Origin of the sequence: Hahella sp. HNIBRBA332 (assembly GCF_030719035.1) — a bacterium.
In the GTDB taxonomy this organism is placed as follows: domain Bacteria; phylum Pseudomonadota; class Gammaproteobacteria; order Pseudomonadales; family Oleiphilaceae; genus Hahella.
In genome coordinates this window covers 1564566-1578686 of sequence record NZ_CP132203.1, presented here as the reverse complement: position 1 = coordinate 1578686, position 14121 = coordinate 1564566, and the positions used below count along the sequence as shown (strand labels likewise).

The window sequence follows — 14121 nt, the reverse complement described above, 5'->3', positions numbered from 1 at the left end:
CAGTCTCTTTGATTCCTTCCAAACTCTCTTCACATAGTGTAGTAGCGATACGCTGTTGCGCAAACGTCGTCCCGTGGGGGGCGCTATGAAAGCGAAACTAGATCGACGCAGCGCCGAAAAGGAAAACAAAGGGAAGAACAACGCGGGGACAAATCAGATTTTAGGCGGGCGGATTTTCTCCAGAACATGACTGCGCATGCCGCGCGCCACTTTCAGCAATTCGGTGCGCGCCAGCTCCCGATCAACGCCTTGCTCCACCAAAAATTCAAGGAAGTCGCCAAAACGCTTGCGGCGTCTGAGGCCGGCTTCGGACAGGTCGCGACGGTTGTTAAACACATCCATCAAGGTGGAGCCGCAGGCGCAGTTGCGAAACACCTCGACAATCAGAGAGCCGTCATCGTCCTCGGATTCTTTCATGCCGCTGCGGGTGTGGCGGATGCTTTCCGTTTCGGATAGAAATTGTTCCGCAGTCTCATAGACGCGACCGCAAGTATTGCAGCGTTTCGGGAAAGCGGACTCCGCGATGGCGCGAAGCCCCTTGAACAGTTCCCTATAAAATTCTTTCTCTTCCATTTCGGCCCCAGGCGAACAGAGACCGAACAATTGACGGTTGTCCGGCGCGTTGCTCTACACTGCCTCAAGCTACGCCAAAGCAATTTCAGCGTATCTCCCTTCCCCACGCACAGACCTCATGTCCCGTGGAGGGCGCGTCTGGAATTCAGGCGGCAGCCGTTTACAGTGTAGTTTTTATTCCGCGCCGGAGCCATAAATCACTTGCCGAAGATCTCCTCCTGCGGCCGTGGAGCGCCGCTGAGACCGCGCACTGGCGGCGCTGGCTGAAGTTCCTCCACGTCCTCCTGCTCACGACGGCGGCCGAAATTACGCCGCCACAATGTGCGCAACTTGGCCCCGGTTTTTTCGCCGATCACCAACAGACAAGGCGTAATCAGCAGAGTCAGGAAGGTGGCGAAAGTCAGTCCGCCGGCAATGGCGCTGGACAGCTCCGTCCACCACTGCGTGGAGGGTCCGCCAATACCCAGGGAGGGCGTCATCAAGTCCACATTCACCCCCAGCACCATGGGCATCAGTCCCAGCACCGTGGTGACCGCCGTCAGCAACACCGGTCGCAGACGCACTTTTCCGGTTTCCAGCGCCGCCTCGTAGGGAGACGCGCCGGAAGCGCGCATCTGGTTGTAGGTGTCGATCAGAATGATATTGTTGTTCACCACGATACCCGCCAGAGCGATCAGCCCCAGCCCCACCATGACAATGCCGAAAGGCCGACCGGTAATCATCAGCCCCAGCAACACGCCCGCCGTGGAGAATACAATCGCGGACAACACCAACGCCGCCTGATAGATGCTGTTGAACTGCACCACCAGGATCAGCGCCATCAGCATAATGGCGATGATGAACGCCTGCGCCAGGAAGACCATGGTTTCGCGCTGGTCTTCGTCTTCGCCGGCGAATTTCACCATGACGTCATCCAGGGGACGCTCAGCCAGAGACTCCTTCAATGCAGTAATGCGCTCATCCGCCTGTACGCCTTCCGCAACATCCGCTTCCACGGTCAAAGAGCGTTCTCCGTCCACCCGATGCAAGGTGCCGGTCTTCGGCGCGGGAATCAGGCGGGTGAAATTGGAGACCGGCACAGGCCCCATGGCGGTGCTCACCATCTGCCCGCTCAAGGCGTCCAGCGTGCGTCGCTCCAACGGCGCACGCAGGCGAATATCCACCTCTTCCTCCGCGTCGTCAGGACGATAGTCCGCCAGTTTCAGACCCGTGGTCACCAACTGCACTACATTGCCGACAGTGGCCACATCCACGCCATAGCGCGCGGCTTTTTCGCGATCCACTTCGATACGCCATTCAATGCCTGGCAGCGGACGATTGTCGGAGATGTCGATAAAGCCGCCCAACTCCTGCAAACGCTCATGCAGTTGCCCCACCGCTTCCTCCACCTCCTCGGTGGTTCCGGAGAGACGCACCTTGACCGGTTTGCCCTGGGCCGGGCCGTCTTCCTGTTTGCGGAACTCCAGCTTCAACGGCAGGTCCTGCACGCGAATGCGCATGTCTTCCAATATACGATTGGCGGGACGGCGCTCATGCCAGTCGATCAGCTGAAAACGAATGACGCCGATGACATCCTCCGCCATATCCCCGTCCGCCATAGCGAAGGAGCGCGCATACAACGCCCGCACTTCCGGCATGCCGGACAGACGTTGCTCCACGCCCTGCAACATGGCGTCTTTTTCGTACACCGACAGGTCGCCTCTGGCGTGCACCAGCACCTGGGCGGAGTCAGGCTCCACTTCCGGGAAAAACTCAACGCCATAGTTGTATCGTCCGTACGCGATATAGGTCAGCGTCAACAACGCCAAAAACATCAGCAGCGTTTTCCCCGGCGCCGCCAGCAATCGCGCCAACACCGCGGCATACCAGTGAGTGAAGCGACTGGGCCCACTGGAAGCGTTGTCCGGGGCTTTGGAACGCCCGAAGACGCCGCCCAGCACTGGCATGAATATCAGCGCCATCAGCAATGAAGAGATAAGGCAGACAATCACCGTCGCCGGCAGATATTTCATGAATTCGCCCACCATACCCGGCCAGAACAGCAGGGGCATAAACACCGCCAAAGTGGTGGCGGTGGAGGCGATAACCGGCCACGCCATACGATAGGCCGCCTGCGCATACGCCTCTTTGCGCGACATGCCGCCTTCCAGATTACGGTCCGACAGTTCCGCCACCACGATGGCGCCATCCACCAGCATTCCCGCAACCAAAATAAGACTGAACAGCACCACGATATTTAGGGTAAAGCCCAACGCCTGGATCACCAGCAAACTGGCCAGGAATGCGCCGGGGATAGTCAGGCCCACCAACAGCGCCGGACGCATGCCCATGGCGGCGATCATGACGATCAGCACCAGCACCACCGCAAACAGGACGTTGTTAAGCAGGTCGCGCAACATCTCGCGAATCTGCTTGGATTCATCAGTGATGTAGGTCACCTTGAGGCTGGAGGGCCAGCGCCCTTCCGCGATCTTGACCACCGCCTTCACCGTCTCAATGGTTTCGATGATATTGGCGCCGGCCCGCTTGGAGATTTCCAGCACCACGGCGGGTTTGCCGTCCACTCTGGCGAAGCCGCCCGGGTCTTTGAAAGTGCGCTGCACGGTGGCGACGTCGCCGAACGTGATGACGCGGCCTTCGTGAATTTTGATCGGCATGCCCAACAAATCAGGCAGGTTTTCAATCACCCCCGGCACCTTGATCACCATGCGCCCGGCGCCAGTGTCGATATTGCCTGCGGCCACCAGACGGTTGTTATTGGAGATCAGAGAAAACAGTTGCGCATAGTCGATGCCGTAACGCTCCAGCACCTGCATATCCGCCACCAGTTCCAGTAAATCCTCACGGTCGCCGCCGATCTCTACTTTCAATACCTCAGGAATGCCTTCGATATGCCGCTTCAGTTCCCGGGCGATGCGCACCAACTGGTCTTCAGCGAAGGGGCCGGACAGACTCAGGTTGAGCACCGGAAACTGCGACACATTGATTTCCACAACGCGAGGCTCATCACTCTCCACCGGCAGCTTGGCTTTGGCGGTATCCACTTTTTCGCGCACATCCGTCAGAGCCTGGTCCGGATCGAAACCGGCCAGGAACTCCAAAGTCACCGAAGCGTAGCCTTCCGCCGCCACCGAACGCATTTCTTTCAGGCCTTCCAGAGAGCGCAGTTCCTGCTCCAGGGGACGGGCCAAAAGGCGCTCCGCGTCTTCCGGCGCGATGCCTTCATGAGACACGGAGACATAAATTATGGGAATAGTGATATCCGGATTGGACTCTTTCGGCATGGTCATAAACGCCCAGTAGCCGCCAATCCATAACATCAACAATACAATCACGCTCGCTCGCGAGCGATCCATCGTCGCACGTATGAGCTTATCCATCAGTTCACCGCTTGTTTCATCGCCAGACTGGCGCTATCCGCATCCGGCTCTTCATCTTTGTCTTGATCGTGTTTGAGCAACTCTTCTTCCGGCGTCGCATCCACCTTCTCGCCCAGTTTGGCGTAACCGCGCCCCATGGTGATGAGCTTGACGGTTTCCGGCAGTCCGCTGACCCAGAGCTCCGTATTGCTGGCGCGAATACGCTCAACCGGCGCACGGGCGACACGCTGGTCCGCATCCAGATACTCCACACTGAGGCGGCCTTTTTCATCCAGACTCAGCAAAGCAGCGGAAATGCGATGCGCCATAACATCGCCGACGTCGATGTTCAAGGTGGCGGTAGAGCCGGCCACGCGCAAACGCTGCGGGTTATCCAGCTCCGCTTCCACGGTGAAGGAGCGGGTGTCGGCGTCCGCTTGAGCGGCGATATAAGACACTCTGCCGGTCAGAGTTTCGCCGTTCAGCAAGTGCGCGGTCACCGGCTGGCCGATGCTGAGCAGTCCAATCTGCTGCTGAGGCGCCTGTCCCATTAGCTTCAACTTGTGATCATCGATAAGACGCACCAGGGATACGCCTTCCTGCACAGTCTGGCCCAGCTCCACCATCCGGTCTTCGACCACGCCGGCGAAAGGCGCGAGAATACGAGTGTGCTTCAGGTTCTGCTCCAGTCTGGCGACGGCGGCTTCCGCGCTGGCCAGGGCGGCCTGTTTCGCCTTCAATTCAGTTTCCGCCTGCAGGCCTCTTTGCATCAGAGACTTGGCGGCTTTCAATTCACTGCGCGCCACTTCCCTCTGTGCTTTGGCCTGAGCCATTTGCGCCGGCAGATCTTCCTCACTGAGGGTCAGCAAGAGATCGCCTTGATTCACACGATGACCGCGTTCTGCGGCGACTTTTTCAACCGTAGACCCCAGACGGGATTGCAGATTCACCTGGCGCCAGACATCAATCTGTCCCTGAATCTCCAATGTTTTCTTGATCGTTTCAGCCTGCGCGACTTCATAAGCCACCTTAGACAGTGCGGCCTTCTCTTGTTTCGTCGCCTCCGGCGCTTCGGTCTGAGCGGTTTGCACAGGCCCCGCCATCAGCCAGACAGCTAATGCGACGATAATTCCGAATGAAATCCAATAGGTGGGTATGCGCGTGCGCATCAGTGTCTTCTCCATTTCTTGACTCGTGCGGCGCAGAAATACGGCGGACGGGCGGCCGCGGTGAGACTGCCGGAGAGGCGGCTCTGCGCTTAATATTTTATAAATGCAAAACAAGGGCTTAACCTTAGCCCTGCAACGTACTACAGTTTCAGTTTCACCGCGGTCGCTGTAAATCTGAATACGACGTTTTGATAAATTGCATGACCCGCAAACGGGTTTTCGGGAGCAACGCCCGCGCCGGTCAGCTTTGCAGTCGTGAACTGACAACGCGCCGCCGGGACTAGTCGTTTGCGCCGACTAACACTTTAAATCGATAAAGGAAAATTTGGAAGTTAACGATGATAACTTATATATATTGGATTTTCGTCCTCGCCCTCACCGGGGGAACGCTTTACCTGCTCGGTCTAAAACTTAAACAGTGGATACCCGCCGCAGTGGTCAGTGGCGTTATTTTGGTGGTCTGCGCCTCTTTCTATTATTTCTATCTGCAGCAAATGTTCGTGAAGCGCTGGGGCGGCACCATGAGTCTGTCGGTCCCTGAGGGCATGCAGCATGTGGCGGCGACCTGGAAAGACGACAACATGTGGATCGAGAATTACGACCCTAAAACCAATACCTGTTATTTTCAGGAATATTCCCGGGGCGCGATGTTGGAAGGTAAAGTGGTCATCAAGAACTGCAATCCGGTGTCCCGCTGAGCAATCACGCCCATACCGATCCGCCGCAAATCCCATGAGAAAGCCCGACATTGCATCGGGCTTTCTTTCGCTCAATCACTTAACTACCGTCTAGTTTACCGAAAAGGCCGCTTCGGCCAGCACATTGCCTTCCGGGCCCGTCACTTTGACCGTCCACTGCCCCAGCATATGACGATCAATAAATTTGCTGGAGGAGGCGCGCATGGGCGAACGATGGGGACGTATTCTTATACGCGCCACCCGCTTATCGTCGCGATACCATTCGTGATAAAGCGTCTGCCCGGTCATATCCATCATTTCCGTAAACAGGTAGATGCGCAACAGGCCCTCGTCGTTCATAACGATGCTGTCGCGCAGGGCGTTGGTCGGTTCGCTATCGTCCAGTTCCTGAGTCAATTGCGCGCGACTGATGGCGTCCGAAAAGATTTTCACCGGCTCACCACCGCTGGAGACAGTCTCCAGATGTCTACGTTTGGTGGGATCGACAGGGTCTTCTTGCATGTCTTCCATGTCTTGCGCCACCTCGACTTCCTCAACCGTCTCGACTTCAGGCGGGGCTTCCTCAGCAAGCGTGGCGGCTGGCTCGGCAATGACGACGCTCTCTTCAAGCGTGCTTTCCGGTGCGACAGGGTCCGGCGCTACAACAGGCTCCGCCGGGATCTCTGGCGTGGCGTCTGCGATGACAGGCTCATCTATCGTCGATTCTGCACGGCCACTGACCCATTCTTCACGCTTATCTTCTGCGGCCAACGAGACCGACGTCGATTCAGCCGCTTGCTCAGGCCGTTCGTCCGTGATGACCGAAGGCTCATTCTGTGCGACGAAATCTGTCTGCGATACGTCCGCCGGCGAGGTGAACGCCCAGCGATACACGCCCCATAGCGCCCCGGCAAACAGTGCGAATGCGACGCAGCCAGCGGCGATGATGCGATTCCAATGGTATACCGTAACGGTTTGCGGCGGCTTGGCGGATGCGTCCGCCAACGACTCCGCATTTTTGACTCGGATGACTAATTTTTGCGACATGTAAGGGTCCGACCTAAGGTTGTGTTCTTTTTTAATATGGCCACAGGCGGTTGATTATTTTGCGCTCGGATTCTACTCCCCGGCCACCAAATTTGACACCACTGTCACCTCCGATTGGCGAGCTTTCGATCTAACCTATCCCTTTTTTAATGATTAATGCTCTCTACGTCCTCAGCGTCGATCAAAGCCCCATACATCCGGCCTAGCCTCGCCGCGCCAATACAGGGGAATTGCCATGAACAGATGCAAGTCCGCCGGCATGGGCTTTGTAAAAATTATTTAACAGATTACAACCCGTAATCAGACCGGGACGCTTTTTTTGAGGGGCGTCACACTCCGACTTTGTCGCTTTACATATGGTTACGATGGTTACAAAATCTGACTATAGCAACCTGAGGGCAGCTTCTACACTGGGAGTCTTAAGAAGAGGCCCGCAGTAGGTTACCGGATGGAACCTGGACACAGAGAAGCAGATACATGCGAAAACATGGTGAGTTTTGGAACGTACTACCTATCTCGTTGCTTATGCTGGGAAGCGTCGCAGCCATCCACTTGGCTTCACTGTATTACTTTGAGGGGGAAAGCCTGTCCTGGCCGATTCTGACCACCCTCAGCATTGCCGTTATCTTCGCGTTTTTATCCCTGATTCAAATCCGCCTAAACCGTCAGCTCGCCGCCAAGGTCAGAGCGCTGCATGAGCGCGACTTCAAACTAAAGAAGCTGAGCAGTGCGGTCACTAACAGTGGCTGTTCGATTATCATCACCGACCGTCTTGGCCGCATTGAGTTCGTTAACAACAAGTTCGTTAACGTCACCGGCTATGGCCAGGATGAAGCGCGCGGCCGCTTCCTCGACATCCTTAATCCCAAAGATATGGACGAGGAAAAACCGCAGGAGCAAATCTGGGAAAGCGAGATTCTGTACGATGGTTGGGAAGGCGAAGTATTAAGCCGTCGCCGGGACGGCCATGATTTCTGGTGGGCGGTGACCGTATCCACCGTCTGCGACAGCGACAACACCGTCACCAACTATGTCATCTCCGGAGTGGATGTCAGCGAGCTGAAGGAAGCCAACCGCAAGATGCAGCAAATGGCGTTGTACGACTCCCTCACCGGACTCGCCAACCGCCGCCTGTTCGTGGACCGCCTGGAGCAGGCGGTGAAAGCCGCCCGTCGCGATCGTAAACAGATCGCCCTGCTGTTTCTCGACCTGGACCAGTTCAAACGCATCAACGACACCCTGGGGCACGACGCTGGCGACAGCCTGCTGCAAACCGTGGCGCAGCGTCTGAAAAACTGCGTGCGCGCCAAAGACACCGTCGCCCGCTTGGGCGGCGACGAGTTCACTGTGCTGTTAACCGACATCGTCGATACTTTTTCCGTCACCCCCGTCGCCACGCAAATCCTGAAAGCGCTCAAGGCGCCGATCAAGCTGAAAAAGCATGAAGTGATTGTCTCCACCAGCATCGGCGTCACCCTGGCCCCGACGGATGGCGCCAACGCGGACGTGCTGATGAAGAACGCGGATCTGGCGCTGTACCGGGCCAAAGAGCATGGCCGCGACCGTTATCATTTCTATACGGAAGAACTGAACGCCCATGCCCTCAAACAATTACTGATGGAGCAGGAGCTGCGCCATGCGCTGCAGTTTGAAGAGTTCACCCTCGGCTTCCAGCCCCAGATCAATCTGGCCTCCGGCAAGATCGTCTGCGTCGAGGCGTTGATCCGCTGGCATCACCCCAGTAAGGGACTGGTGATGCCGGACAACTTCATCAGCGTGGCGGAAGAAACCGGCCTCATCAATCCGATCGGACGCTGGGTGCTGAAGAACGCCTGCATGCAGATGAAAATGCTGCAGGACCTGACTGGCTCCGCCATCAAAATCGCCGTCAACCTTTCCGCACGTCAGTTTGATGACCCGAAACTGGAGCAAAACATTGAGGAAGTGCTCAACGAAACCGGCCTGGAGCCGCAGTGGCTGGAGCTGGAAGTGACGGAAAGTATGTTGATGGGCGACATTGAAGCCGTCACAGACAAGTTGAAGCGCCTCAAACAAACCGGGGTCAGTCTGGCCATCGACGACTTCGGCTCAGGTTATTCCTCATTAAGCTACCTGAAAAAGCTGCCGGTGAATGCGCTGAAGGTAGACCGGGAATTCGTGCGCGATATTCCCGAGGACAGCAACGATATGGAAATCACCTCGGCGATTATCGCCGTCGCCCACAAACTGCAATTGAAAGTCGTGGCGGAGGGCGTGGAGACCGCCGACCAGAAAGAGTACCTGATCGCCAATCAATGCGATTTCGCCCAGGGTTATCTGTTCAGCAAGCCCTTGTCCTTCGAAGATCTCTACATCTATCTGAACGAGCATAAGCTCAAGCAGACCGCCTGAGCCGTCAAATCTCTTCTTCTCTAGTCTGAGCGCGCCAACACTCTGTCTGGCGCGCCAATAAGTCGTCCTGGTTAACGTATCGCACATGCGGTTCTTCACAGTTTCAGCCTAATCCTTTCGACATAAAACAAAATGTCACCTGGATCACAGGCGCTTCTGCGTGATTGGTATAACTTGATTACCAGCAGTTATAAGCATGCGTTGCTGACGCCAGGCGGAATACCGACACCGCACGAGCAAGGACAAAACGCTGACAGGTCAAAGCAGTAAAAGAGACGGAAACTAAAACAATCACCCTGTGCGGCGACAGACCGCAGGAGACAGGAGCTGACATGCGCCGGCCCTGTCGTTTGCAGACAAATAGAAGATCGCTATGCGTCTGCCGGATTAATAAAAGGGATACATCAATCTATGCAATGGCTGATCCACGGGATGGAGGCAATACTGTTTGGTCTTATTGTCTGCCTGATATACAGTCTGACTGAAGCCATGAAAAAGGACGCGGATGAACATATCGTCCTCGGCAACCTCAGCGTCAACTCCGTGCGTAAAGATCCGCGTTGTTCCTGCGCGCCCTCCGAATCCATCAAACAACTGCAGATGTTCTGGTCAACCCAGGTGCTGGAAATGCGCCTGAACGGTTTCGCCCCGGACATTCTGCTGCACCCTGCTCTGTTCGAACATACACTGGATTATCTGCAGGGCGCGGCGGATGCGACGGCGGAGTTTTTTCAGTGCAGCGACCGACAGCGCCTGCAAATGCAGTGCTATCTCATCGCAAAAGGGTTGGGGGCGCCGCATCATGACGACAATGACTTGAACTTGATTGAGCGGGCGCAGTCTCATCGACACACGGAGATGTACGTCGCCGGCCACTGCGCCGCCGAGCAGTGGCTGTACAGCCAGGAATTTCCCAAAGAGTGCAGTCTGTTCAACAGCATCAACGCCTGGGGATTGGTGGCCTGAATCAGCACAGCTCCCATTGGGAAGGAATCTGTCTGGGGGAGGCTTCTTCGCTTTCCCCGCCATCCAGTCTGACTGCGGTGACGCAGGGCTTCCCCCACTCGCCGTTATCCAGGCGTTGCATAGAGTCCAGATCCACCGACTGCACCAGATAAACGCCGCCTTCGAACTTGATTTTGGTGCGATGGGAAATACCGTAGATGAACCGGCAGTAGTCCATCTTCAGTTGTTGCAGTTCTCTTTCAGCTTTAACAATCTTTCGAACCAGAAATTCTCTCAGACTATCCGCATACTGCGTCGTGCTCATCCCCTTGAACTCCCCATAGCGCCGGACTCCCAGGCTCCGACGGAAACCCTTTGGCGCGCGCCCAAGCGCACGCATTTAAAGAAGATTACAGACAAACCGGCCATTACGCCACCGCCTGCGCGGCCTTCGCCACGGCTTGGCTGATCGGCGACGACGAAACGCATAAATTGGCTTGGCGCAAGGCCGGAAACGCCACTAGAATCGAAACTGCCGGACCGCGCCTGGCGCCGCATTTTTCCTGACGCCGACACAACCGGAAAGCAGCCGTCCAACAAGAGGAACTCACAGAGTCTATGCCGTCCAATCAAATGGGAGAGTCGTACCTCCAAACCCTGAAATCGCTCTCTGATCGCATCGTGGAGGCGCAAAAGCCTATCCGCATTCTGGACGCCATCAAATGGTCGCCGTCGATCCGTCAGCAGTTTTTTGAGTCCGGTTTCAAAAAAGCGCCCCAGGTGGACATCGAGTACTATCAGAAAAACTGTCCGCTGGGATTCGACCCCGCCGCCAAAAAAGCCGAGTTCTACGAGATAGAGCGCGAGATCAGTAAAAAACTGGGGCAAATGAACCCGGTCACCCAGATTATGCGCCGCGTATGTCGGGAGTATCAGATGGTGGTGCGCATGCTGGAAGCGCGCGGCACGCCGGAGTTCAGCTATATCTCTCAGGAGCTTTACGGCTCCCCCAGCGATGCATTCCACGCCGGTGACCCCACGCTGGCGGAGCTCGGCGAAATGATGGAGATGACCCTGGCCAACCTGCTTAAAGACAGCTCCATGCAGGAGTCCGAAAAGAACTTACCCGCGCAGTATGTGGTGGACGAGTTGAACTCCCGTCTTTCCAGTTTCTTCATTGGCGCCGGCATTCGCGTCATGATCTCCGACGGCATCGCCGCGGACGCGGCGGCGGGCACGGATTACATCAAAATTCGCAACGACGCCCTGTTCAACCAGCAGGACGTAGACGTGCTGGAAGTTCATGAAGGCTGGGTGCACCTCGGCACCACTCTCAACGGCGGCAGTCAGCCCTACTGCACCTTTCTGAGCAAAGGGCCGCCCTCCGCGACGATCACTCAGGAGGGCCTTGCCGTATTGAGTGAAATCCTCACTCTGCGCTCCGGCCCCACGCGCCTGTTCAAACTCATCAATCGGGTGCGCGCGGTGACGCTGGCCGAAGACGGGGCCACCTTCAATGACGTATTTCATTATCTGTGTGAGAAAGGCATCAGCGAAGACGAAAGCTTCACCCTGGCCGCCCGGGTGTTTCGCGGCAGCACCCCCAATCTGGGGCCCTTCGCCAAGGATATCACCTACATCAAGGGTTTCGTGCTGACTTACAACTTCCTGCGCCTGGCTTTCGCCAGGGGCAAGATCGACCGCCTGCCCATGCTGTTCTGCGGCAAGATCGTACTGGATGACCTGGCCAGCCTGCATGATCTGGAGGAGCAAGGCGTGATTACCGCGCCCCGCTATGTGCCGCCCTTCTTCCAGGATCTGAAAGGACTGGCGGCCTGGATGAGTTTCTCCCGCTTTATCGGGCAGCTTAACTTCAATCAATTGGAAGCCGATTACAAACACCTGTTGTAATCCGCCCTCTCTATTAACAGGAGTAGCACCACAGCTACTCCTCCTGCTCGCCCTGCCATTGGATACGGTACAGATCGCGGCGACGGTCCAGGTAGTTGCGCACGGAACCTTCGTTCTGCAGTTCCTGCAGCTTGTTCAAATCCAGATCGACGATCAGCGTCATTTCCGTATTCGGCGTGGTTTCCGCCATGATGGCGTCGTGGGGAAAGGCGAAGTCCGAGGGAGAAAATACCGCTGATTGGGCGTACTGGATGTCCACGCTGTCGACCTGAGGCAGGTTGCCCACCGAACCGGCGATGGCGACGTAGCATTCGTTTTCAATCGCCCGCGCCTGGGCGCAGCGCCGTACGCGCAAGTAGCCGTTTTTGGTGTCGGTCCAGAATGGCACCAACAATATTTCCACTTCCTGATCCGACAGCAGACGGGCCAGTTCCGGGAACTCCACGTCATAACAAATCAGGATGCCCACCTTACCGAAATCCGTATCGAACACCGTCAGTTCATCGCCGCCCTGCATGGTCCACTCTTTCTTTTCATGAGGAGTGGGGTGCAACTTGTACTGAGCCTCAACACCGCCGTCGCGACGACACATATAGGCGACGTTGTACAACTCGCCGTCCTCGATCACCGGCATACTGCCAGCCACCACGTTGATGTTATAACTCACCGCCAGACGGGAAATTTCCTCCAGCATCTTGTCGGTGAAGCCGGCCAGATACTTGATGGCGTCAATGGAGTTGGCGTGCCGCTCCAACCCCATGAGCGGCGCATTGAAGAATTCGGGGAACAAGGCCACGTCACACTTGTAATCCGACAACGCGTCAATGAAATACTCCACCTGCTGCAACACTTCCTCAGCGCTGCGCATCTGCCGCATCTGCCACTGCACGCAGCCAATGCGGGCCGTAGTCTTGGCGGCGCCGATCAGTTGCTTGGCGCCGGGTTCGTAGTTCAGGTTATCCCATTGCAACAAGGTGGCGTAGCCTTTGGATTCTTTGTCCTCCGGCAGATAGCCGGTAATGATTTTTCTCACGACAAAGTCATTGGAGAGCTGGAACGTCAGAATCGGATCGTACACCTCCTTGCGACTGACCGCCTCAATATACTCCTCCGGCGTCATGCTCTTCGCATAGGTCTGATAATTGGGAATACGCCCGCCAGCAACAATGGCTCGCAGATTCAGGTTACGACACAGCTCTTTACGGCCTTCATATAAACGACGCCCCAAACGCATGTCGCGGTAATCCGGATCGACGAACACATCCACGCCATACAACACGTCGCCATTGGGATCGTGAGTGGTGAGATAAGCATCGCCGGTAACCTCATCGTAGGTATGCTGATCGCCAAATTTGTGGTAGTCGATAATGACTGAAAAGGCGGCGGCGACCACCTTGCCGTTGTCTTCAATACAAATCTGGCCTTCCGGGAACGTTTTCAGCTGCGCGCGAAACTTACGCTTGGTCCAGGCGCCGCCCAGATTGTGATACACCTTGTCCATCACCGCCTTGATGTCGTTGTAATCGGCCAATAACAAGTGACGCAGTTTTAAATGATGATCAAGGTTTTCTTCTTTGAGTTTGTCGTCTTTCATATCCTTTCCCAGTTTTTAGTTATCTCGGCTTCCCTACATTCTCGCAACTATGCGCTACTGTACTGTGATAGGGAAAGCGCTTTGCATGAAAATTAGTTTTATTTAAACAAGCACTTATAAAGTTGTCCAAATATTCAGATTAATATACGTTAAGCTTCCTGCGCCCGACGTCGCATCTCAGTGACGTTTTTCCAAACCTATACTTATACGTGGCGGAGCTGTGTTTTTGATCAGAACCTGCATCAGATATCGATGATTATTTTTCATTCGAGTAAGCAGAATCTATCGCCATACAAGGGGATGGCGGCGCCTGAAAAATGGCGGATGCAAATTTAATCCGACAGCGATTTCATATCGTGATAATGTCTAAAGGTAGCCGACTTTTTCGTCTATCGTTTTAGTTACACGTTTTTTATAATGAGCGCCTTAGCTCTGTTGAGATTTGCGAGTGTTTA

11 protein-coding genes are annotated in these 14121 nt (G+C 55.7%); 5 read left to right on the top strand and 6 right to left on the bottom strand.

The features are described 5' to 3' along the window. Positions 1–153: 153 nt before the first annotated feature. The 3 genes from O5O45_RS07455 to O5O45_RS07445 form a co-directional block, all read right to left on the bottom strand. Positions 154–573, bottom strand: a complete 420-nt coding sequence (locus O5O45_RS07455; RefSeq protein WP_305904592.1) for an oxidoreductase — start codon at positions 571–573, stop codon at positions 154–156. A 197-nt stretch (positions 574–770) separates the two neighbouring features. After that, complete coding sequence (locus O5O45_RS07450; RefSeq protein WP_305904591.1) at positions 771–3953, bottom strand: efflux RND transporter permease subunit; 3183 nt, start codon at positions 3951–3953, stop codon at positions 771–773. After that, the gene (locus O5O45_RS07445) at positions 3953–5116 is read right to left on the bottom strand and encodes an efflux RND transporter periplasmic adaptor subunit (RefSeq protein ID WP_305904590.1); all 1164 of its coding nucleotides are present in this window, start codon (positions 5114–5116) and stop codon (positions 3953–3955) included. Before O5O45_RS07445 ends, O5O45_RS07450 begins: the two co-directional genes overlap by 1 nt. 323 nt (positions 5117–5439) lie before the next feature. On the opposite strand from O5O45_RS07445, the gene O5O45_RS07440 reads away from it, so the two are divergent. Next, positions 5440–5799 (top strand): hypothetical protein, encoded by a 360-nt coding sequence (locus tag O5O45_RS07440; protein WP_305904589.1) that lies wholly within the window; start codon positions 5440–5442, stop codon positions 5797–5799. A gap of 90 nt (positions 5800–5889) precedes the next feature. Here O5O45_RS07440 and O5O45_RS07435 read toward each other — a convergent pair whose 3' ends face one another. Further along, positions 5890–6825, bottom strand: coding sequence for a DUF2914 domain-containing protein (locus O5O45_RS07435; protein ID WP_305904588.1), 936 nt, complete (start codon positions 6823–6825; stop codon positions 5890–5892). 477 nt (positions 6826–7302) lie between these two features. On the opposite strand from O5O45_RS07435, the gene O5O45_RS07430 reads away from it, so the two are divergent. Then, a complete protein-coding gene (locus O5O45_RS07430; RefSeq protein WP_305904587.1) occupies positions 7303–9216 on the top strand; it encodes a putative bifunctional diguanylate cyclase/phosphodiesterase in 1914 nt (637 codons plus the stop codon). A gap of 411 nt (positions 9217–9627) precedes the next feature. Further along, on the top strand, positions 9628–10182 hold the full coding sequence (locus O5O45_RS07425; RefSeq protein WP_305904586.1) for a hypothetical protein: 555 nt from the start codon (positions 9628–9630) through the stop codon (positions 10180–10182). Between the two features lies 1 nt (position 10183). Here O5O45_RS07425 and O5O45_RS07420 read toward each other — a convergent pair whose 3' ends face one another. Further along, positions 10184–10486 carry a hypothetical protein gene (locus O5O45_RS07420; RefSeq protein WP_305904585.1) on the bottom strand — a complete coding sequence of 101 codons (303 nt, stop codon included), beginning with the start codon at positions 10484–10486 and terminating at the stop codon, positions 10184–10186. 50 nt (positions 10487–10536) lie between these two features. Between O5O45_RS07420 and O5O45_RS07415 the strand changes: the two genes are divergently transcribed. Beyond that, positions 10537–10728, top strand: coding sequence for a hypothetical protein (locus O5O45_RS07415; RefSeq protein WP_305904584.1), 192 nt, complete (start codon positions 10537–10539; stop codon positions 10726–10728). A 51-nt stretch (positions 10729–10779) separates the two neighbouring features. Continuing rightward, positions 10780–12072 carry a flavohemoglobin expression-modulating QEGLA motif protein gene (locus O5O45_RS07410; protein ID WP_305904583.1) on the top strand — a complete coding sequence of 431 codons (1293 nt, stop codon included), beginning with the start codon at positions 10780–10782 and terminating at the stop codon, positions 12070–12072. A gap of 34 nt (positions 12073–12106) precedes the next feature. Here the strand turns inward: O5O45_RS07410 and O5O45_RS07405 are convergent, their stop codons facing one another. Beyond that, positions 12107–13666 (bottom strand): carbon-nitrogen hydrolase family protein, encoded by a 1560-nt coding sequence (locus O5O45_RS07405; RefSeq protein ID WP_305904582.1) that lies wholly within the window; start codon positions 13664–13666, stop codon positions 12107–12109. Positions 13667–14121 lie beyond the last annotated feature (455 nt).